8 protein-coding genes are annotated in these 7,338 nt (G+C 74.8%); all 8 read left to right on the top strand.

All coding sequences use genetic code 11. The annotated features are described in order from the left end of the window. Positions 1–146: 146 nt before the first annotated feature. Positions 147–605: a hypothetical protein gene (locus ACWEO5_RS21135; RefSeq protein WP_452163837.1), complete on the top strand. Its 459-nt coding sequence runs from the start codon at positions 147–149 to the stop codon at positions 603–605. Between the two features lie 237 nt (positions 606–842). Next, positions 843–1,160 carry a 50S ribosomal protein L21 gene (gene rplU, locus ACWEO5_RS21130; protein WP_099899174.1) on the top strand — a complete coding sequence of 106 codons (318 nt, stop codon included), beginning with the start codon at positions 843–845 and terminating at the stop codon, positions 1,158–1,160. A gap of 38 nt (positions 1,161–1,198) precedes the next feature. Next, a complete protein-coding gene (gene rpmA / locus ACWEO5_RS21125; RefSeq protein WP_030906548.1) occupies positions 1,199–1,456 on the top strand; it encodes a 50S ribosomal protein L27 in 258 nt (85 codons plus the stop codon). Between the two features lie 102 nt (positions 1,457–1,558). Further along, on the top strand, positions 1,559–3,019 hold the full coding sequence (gene obgE, locus ACWEO5_RS21120) for a GTPase ObgE (RefSeq protein WP_452163836.1): 1,461 nt from the start codon (positions 1,559–1,561) through the stop codon (positions 3,017–3,019). 180 nt (positions 3,020–3,199) lie between these two features. After that, positions 3,200–4,336: a glutamate 5-kinase gene (gene proB, locus ACWEO5_RS21115; RefSeq protein WP_344550049.1), complete on the top strand. Its 1,137-nt coding sequence runs from the start codon at positions 3,200–3,202 to the stop codon at positions 4,334–4,336. An 80-nt stretch (positions 4,337–4,416) separates the two neighbouring features. Then, positions 4,417–4,941, top strand: coding sequence for a hypothetical protein (locus ACWEO5_RS21110; protein ID WP_452163835.1), 525 nt, complete (start codon positions 4,417–4,419; stop codon positions 4,939–4,941). 167 nt (positions 4,942–5,108) lie between these two features. Next, the gene (locus ACWEO5_RS21105) at positions 5,109–6,416 is read left to right on the top strand and encodes a glutamate-5-semialdehyde dehydrogenase (RefSeq protein WP_452163834.1); all 1,308 of its coding nucleotides are present in this window, start codon (positions 5,109–5,111) and stop codon (positions 6,414–6,416) included. A 152-nt stretch (positions 6,417–6,568) separates the two neighbouring features. Then, positions 6,569–7,219: an SCO2584 family spore wall biosynthesis protein gene (locus ACWEO5_RS21100; protein ID WP_452163833.1), complete on the top strand. Its 651-nt coding sequence runs from the start codon at positions 6,569–6,571 to the stop codon at positions 7,217–7,219. Positions 7,220–7,338: the final 119 nt, after the last annotated feature.

Below are 7,338 nucleotides of genomic sequence, written 5' to 3'. Positions count from 1 at the left end.
CCCCGCCGGGCGCGCCCCCCGGCCTCGCGGGCCCCGCCCCCGCGGGCGCGCCGCCCGCCCCCGGGCGGCGGGCGGCGGGCCCCCCCGCCGGGGGGCACTCCCCGGGCGCCCCCCCCGCGCGGGGGGCCCGCCCCCGGCGCCGCGCGGTGCGCAGGGCCACCGCCCCGGCCGGGGCGTCCGGCGAGGCCGAGATCGTGGTCCTGCAGGCCCGCGCCGAGGCCGCGATGGAGGCCGCGCTGAGCGCCGCCGAGAAGTCGGCCGCCCAGGTCGCCGAGACCGCCGCGGAGGTGACGGCCGAGGCCGTCGCCGCGGTGGAGCCCGGGACCGGGGTCGCCGTCGAGGTCGACACCGAGACCCCGGCTCCGGCCGAGGCCGAGGCCGAGGAGGCTCCGGCCGAGGAGGCCGCGCCGAAGAAGCGCGCCGCCCGGAAGACCGCCACCAAGACCGCCGCCAAGAAGACCACGGCGGCCAAGAAGACCGCGGCGAAGAAGACCACCACCGCCGCGGCCGCCAAGAAGACCACCGCCCGGAAGACCGCCACCAAGCGGACCGGAGCGGCGGCCAAGAAGGCCGCGACCGCCGAGGGTGACGGCGCCGCGGAGTGAGCCCGAGGGGGTCGGGAGCACCGTTCCGGCGGAGCTCCCGGCCCCCGCGCACGTCCCGGTTTGTCTTCGGATGGACGGGTCCGTATTCTTGACCATCGGCGTGTTGACGCCATGCTCCAGAGCACCTCACCTCCCGGGTGGTCGCCGCTTCCGGCGCCCGTCGGGGGAGGCCGCTTGTGTCCATACCCAGGTGGCTGGCATCCGGAGTTCCGACCGAGTTAGGAAAGTAGGTACCGCATGTACGCGATCGTTCGCGCCGGCGGCCGCCAGCACAAGGTCGCCGTGGGCGACGTGCTGGAGATCGACCGTATCGACGCCAAGCCGGGTGACTCGGTCGAGCTCTCGACCATCCTCGTCGTCGACGGTGAGTCCGTCACCTCCGACCCGTGGGTGCTCGGCGGCGTGAAGGCGCACGCCGAGGTGGTCGACCAGACCAAGGGCGACAAGATCGTCATCCTGCGCTACAAGAACAAGACCGGCTACCGCCGTCGTCAGGGCCACCGCCAGAAGCACACCGCGGTGCGCATCACCAGCATCGACTCGGTCAGCAAGTAACAACTTCCTGCGGTCTTTCCTAGAAAGGGGATAGCCAGATGGCACACAAGAAGGGTGCGAGTTCCACTCGCAACGGTCGTGACTCGAACGCCCAGCGCCTCGGCGTGAAGCGCTTCGGCGGTCAGGTCGTCTCCGCCGGCGAGATCATCGTCCGCCAGCGCGGCACCCACTTCCACCCGGGCGCCAACGTCGGCCGTGGCGGCGACGACACCCTGTTCGCGCTGACCGCCGGTGCCGTGGAGTTCGGCAACCGTCGCGGCCGCAAGGTCGTCAACATCGTGGCCGTCGAGGCCTGAGTCCGTACAGACTCGCTGTGAAGGGTGGGCCGGGATGATCCGGGCCCACCCTTCCGCTTTACCGCAGGACAACCTCATTTCTTCGCACGGGAGGCACCCCTCATGACCACCTTCGTGGACCGCGTCGAACTGCACGTCGCCGCGGGTAACGGAGGCCATGGCTGCGCCTCCGTGCACCGGGAGAAGTTCAAGCCGCTGGGCGGCCCCGACGGGGGCAACGGCGGCGAGGGCGGCTCGGTGATCCTGGTCGTCGACTCGCAGGTCACCACGCTGCTGGAGTACCACCACTCGCCCAAGCGCAAGGCCACCAACGGCAAGCCCGGCGCCGGCGGCCACCGCACCGGCGCGCTCGGCCCCGACGTGGTGCTGCCGGTGCCGGACGGCACCGTGGTGCTGGACCGCCAGGGCAACGTGCTGGCCGACCTGGTCGGCCACGGCACCAGCTTCGTCGCCGCCCAGGGCGGCCGCGGCGGCCTGGGCAACGCGGCGCTGGCCTCGGCCCGCCGCAAGGCCCCCGGCTTCGCGCTGCTCGGCGAGCCCGGCGAGGCCCGCGACATCGTGATGGAGCTCAAGTCCGTCGCCGACGTCGCGCTGGTCGGCTACCCGAGCGCCGGCAAGTCCTCGCTGATCTCGGTGCTCTCCGCCGCCAAGCCGAAGATCGCCGACTACCCGTTCACCACCCTGGTCCCCAACCTCGGTGTGGTGACCGCCGGCGAGACCGTCTACACGATCGCCGACGTCCCCGGCCTGATCCCCGGCGCCAGCCAGGGCCGCGGCCTCGGCCTGGAGTTCCTGCGGCACGTCGAGCGCTGCGAGGTGCTGGTGCACGTGCTGGACTGCGCCACCCTGGAGCCGGGCCGCGACCCGCTCACCGACCTGGAGACCATCGAGGACGAACTCGCCCAGTACGGCGGCCTGGAGGACCGGCCGCGACTGGTCGCGCTCAACAAGATCGACGTCCCGGACGGCCAGGACATCGCCGACCTGACCCGCGCCTCGCTGGAGGAGCGCGGCTACCGGGTCTTCGAGGTCTCCGCGCTCGCCCACAAGGGCCTGCGCGAACTCTCCTACGCGCTGGCCGAGATCGTCGCCGGCGCGCGCGCCGCCAAGCCCGTCGAGGAGAGCACCCGGATCGTCCTGCGGCCCACCGCCGTGGACGACGCCGGCTTCACCATCGAGGAGGAGGACGGCGCCTACCGGATCCGCGGCGGCAAGCCCGAACGCTGGGTCCGGCAGACCGACTTCTCCAACGACGAGGCGGTCGGCTACCTCGCCGACCGGCTGGCCCGGCTCGGCGTCGAGCAGGAGCTGTGGAAGATCGGCGCCAAGGAGGGCGACACGGTCATCATCGGCCCCGACGAGAACGCCGTGGTCTTCGACTGGGAGCCCACCATGGCCGCCGGTGCGGAGATGCTCGGCCGCCGCGGCGAGGACCACCGGATGGAGACCCAGCGCCCGGCCGTCGACCGCCGCCGCGAGCGCCAGCGCGGCCGCGACGCGGCGGAGCAGGAGTACCTGGACTTCGAGGCGCTCTCCTCCGGCCGCGAGCAGCTCGACCAGTAGCCCGGGCGGGCCCGGCGGGACCGGGTGCGCTGACGTGCGACAGGGGCGCGGACTCACCGTCCGCGCCCCTGCGGCGTTCTCCGCGCCCGCCACGTCTCACGCCTCGTCGCGATTTCGTGACCCGCGAGCGCGCTCGCTAGATTGCGGACGTACACAGGCTGCGTCGGAAGGGTCGGACTGATGGTGGATCAGTTGCTCCGCGAGGAGGTCGTCTCGGCGCGGCGGATCGTGGTGAAGGTCGGCTCGTCCTCGCTGACCACCGCCGCCGGCGGGCTGGACGCGGACCGGGTGGACGCCCTGGTGGACGCGCTGGCCAAGCTGCGCTCCGGCAAGGACGCGCCCGAGGTCGTGCTGGTCTCCTCCGGCGCCATCGCGGCCGGCCTGGCCCCGCTCGGACTGGCCAAGCGCCCCAAGGACCTGGCCCGGCAGCAGGCCGCCGCCAGCGTCGGCCAGGGCCTGCTGGTGGCCCGGTACACCGCCTCGTTCGCCCGCTACGGGGTGCGGGTCGGCCAGGTGCTGCTGACCGCCGAGGACGCCAGCCGCCGGGCCCACTACCGCAACGCCTACCGGACGCTCGACCAGCTGCTGACGATGGGCGCGATGCCGGTCGTCAACGAGAACGACACCGTCGCCACCGCCGAGATCAAGTTCGGCGACAACGACCGGCTGGCCGCCCTGGTCGCCCACCTGGTGCGGGCCGACCTGCTGGTGCTGCTCTCCGACGTGGACGGCCTGTACGACGGCGACCCGGCCAAGCCCGGCAGCAGCCGGATCGAGGTGGTGCGCGGCCCCGAGGACCTGGCGGGCGTGGAGATCGGCAGCGCGGGCAAGGCGGGCGTCGGCACCGGAGGCATGGTCACCAAGGTCGAGGCGGCCCGGATCGCCACCGGCGCCGGCATCCCGGTGGTGCTCACCGCCGCCAGCCAGGCCGCCGACGCGCTGGCCGGCCGGCCCACCGGCACGCTGTTCCTGCGCACCGGCAGCCGCTCCGCCGACCGGCTGCTCTGGCTGGAGCACGCCTCCTCGCCGCGCGGCGCGCTGACCCTGGACGACGGCGCGGTGGCGGCCGTCGTGCACGGCGGCAAGTCGCTGCTGCCCGCCGGGGTGACCCGGGTGGAGGGCGAGTTCGCCGCGGGCGATCCTGTCGACCTTCTTGGCGAAAACGGTCACATCGTCGCCCGCGGACTGGTCAACTTTGATGCGAGGGAGTTGCCCCGTCTGCTCGGCCGGTCCACCCGAGAACTGGCCCAGGAGCTCGGTGCCGCGTACGAACGCGAGGTCGTCCACCGCGACGACCTGGTCGTGCTGCGCGGCTGAGCACGGGCGGCGGGGCCGGTACGGGGGGTGGGAGCAGCGGGCCGGGGGGTCCGCGCGACACGCTGAACAGGAGGCCGCCGGTGGTTCGCAGGCGGGAGGAAGCGCTGCCGGGACAGAGGCCCGAGCGGCGGCTCACCAGCATCGAGGGCGGCCGGGGCGTCGAGCAGCGGGCTCCGCAGGAGGCCGACCGGAACGCCGGACCGGACGCCGGACCGGACACCGGGCAGGACGCCGGGCAGGACGCCCCGGGCCCGGCGCGGGAGCAGGCCCGGATGTGGCACGTGGTGCTGAGCGTCGCGGGCGCGGCGACACCGCTGCCGGAGCTGCGGACGGCCCTGGAGAAACTGGCGCATGACCACTCGTTCTTCCTGACGGCCCGGTACGCGGCGGACCACGCCGAGGTCCGCTACTGGGAGGAGGCGCGGGACCTGCACGACGCGGCGGCGATCGCGCTGCGGCTGTGGGGCGAGCACAAGGCCAGCGCCAAGCTCCCGGCCTGGGAGATCGTCGGCCTGGAGGTGGTGGACCGCCCGACGTACCACAAGCGGGTCGCGGAGGGCTTCGGGGACCCGCCGCCGCAGCTGGGCGGCGTGCACCCGTACTGAGCGGGGTGCGTGCGTCCGTACCGGGCCGGGCGGGGTGCGTGCGTCCGTGCCGGGCCGGTCGCTCCGGGGCTTGGGGGGCTCCGGGGGCTCCGGTGGCTCCGGGGCGGACGTCTCAGCGGGCGAAATGTGCGGCGGGGCGGGGGCGTCGGCTCGCTAGGCTTGGCGCCATGAGCGCTCTCACCGCCACCGCCGACAGTCCCGTCCTCGCCGCCGCGCGCCGTGCCCGGGAGGCGGCCGCCGCCCTGGCCCCAGTGCCGCGCTCGGTGAAGGACGCCGCACTGCTGGCGATCGCGGACGCGCTGGTCGAGCGGGCCGCCGAGATCACCGCCGCCAACGCGGAGGACGTCGAGCGGGCCCGCGCCGCGGGCACCGCCGAGTCGGTGATCGACCGGCTGACGCTGAACGCGGAGCGGATCGCCGCGATCGCCGCCGACGTCCGCAGCGTGGTCGGCCTGCCCGACCCGGTGGGCGAGGTGGTCCGCGGCTACACCCTGCCCAACGGTCTCGACGTGCGCCAGGTCCGGGTCCCGCTGGGCGTGGTCGGCATCATCTACGAGGCCCGGCCGAACGTCACGGTGGACGCCGCCGCCCTGTGCCTGAAGTCCGGCAACGCGGTGCTGCTGCGCGGCTCGGCCTCCGCGTACCGCTCCAACACCGCGCTGGTGGAGGTGCTGCGCGCGGCGGTGGCCGGCGCGGGCCTGCCGGCCGACGTGATCCAGCTGGTGCCGGGCGAGAGCCGCGAGTCGGTGCAGGAGCTGATGCGCGCCCGCGGCCTGGTCGACGTGCTGATCCCGCGCGGCGGCGCCTCGCTGATCCGCACCGTGGTCGAGGGCTCGACCGTCCCGGTGATCGAGACCGGCACCGGCAACTGCCACGTGTACGTGGACGCGCAGGCCGACCTGGCGATGGCCGTCGGCGTGCTGCTCAACTCCAAGGCGCAGCGGGTCAGCGTCTGCAACTCCGCCGAGACGCTGCTGGTCCACCAGGACGTCGCGGACGCCTTCCTGCCGCTCGCGCTGGCCGCGCTGGCCGCGGCCGGGGTCACCGTGCACGGCGACGACGCGGTGCTCAAGGCCGCCGAGGGCACCGGGGTGACGGCCGTCCCGGCGACCGAGGAGGACTGGGAGACCGAGTACCTGTCGCTGGACCTGGCGGCCGCGGTGGTGCCCTCGCTGGAGGCCGCGGTGGAGCACATCCGCCGCTACTCCTCGGGCCACACCGAGGCGATCGTCACCGGCTCGCAGCCCGCCGCCCGCCGCTTCACCCAGCTCGTCGACTCCACCACGGTGGCCGTCAACGCCTCCACCCGGTTCACCGACGGCGGCGAGTTCGGCTTCGGCGCGGAGATCGGCATCTCCACCCAGAAGCTGCACGCCCGCGGCCCGATGGGCCTGCCGGAGCTGACCAGCACCAAGTACATCGTCACCGGCGACGGGCACGTGCGCGGCGAGGCCCGGCAGACCGTCGGCGGCTGACCGCGCGCTCGCCCGGGGGCGTCCCCGCGGGCTCCGCGGGTCCGTGCAGCTCGTGGGGCCGGTGGGGCTCACGCGGCCGAATGCCGTAGTCCGTCCGGACCCGATCGGCGAGACCCACAGACAAACGCCCCGGCCGGTAATACATTGAATCCGTGGCTGAGGATGTGGGGGGCTCGCCGTACTCCGACGGCGCCGACCACGGTGGTGCGGACGACGAGTTCGCCACCGTGGTCTTCGACGAGAGCTTCGTCCGCTCCGCCGCCGTGCACGAGCCGAGCGCCCGGGAGCGGCAACTCGCCGCCGCCGAGGCCCGGCTGGAGCCGGAACAGGCGGGGGCGGCCCGGAGCTACGAGTTCACCGAGCACCCGGAGCACGCGGAGCACCTCGGCTGCGCCGAGGCGCTGCCGCTGGAGCTGCGCCCGCTGCCCGGTGGACTGGACGAGGACCGCTTCTACCCCGACCCGTGGTCCGGCGGCGACCGGCAGGAGCGGCGCACCCGCCGCTCCCGGCTCCGCGCCTTCGACCCGCTGCGCGGCGGCACCGTCGCCCAGCAGCGCTGGCACCGGCCGGTGGCCTGGGTGCTGGCGCTGGTGATGGGCGTCGGCCTGGTCGCGCTGTCGGTCGCCGCGGTGTACCGGGGCGTCGGCGGGGCCGCGCCGCAGTCGCCGGCCCGGCCGAGCAGCGGCAGCAGCCAGAACGGCGGCGGCCAGAACGGCGGCGGTCGGAGCGGGGACCCCGTCGGCGGGAGCCCGGCCGCGGTGCCGGTGCAGCCGTCCGCGGTGGCCGCCGTGCCCGTCGGCTGACGCCCTCGGCCGAGACCCCTCCGGGTGGGCAGCAGGCCGGCCTCGGGCGGGCGTCGGGCGGGCGTCGAGCCGGCCTCGGGCGGGCGTCGGGCGGGTGTCGAGTGGGCGTGGGGCTGGTG

The organism is Kitasatospora sp. NPDC004272 (genome assembly GCF_053603035.1).
Note: the sequence above shows the minus strand (reverse complement) of the source record. Positions and strands in the feature narration are given on the sequence as shown.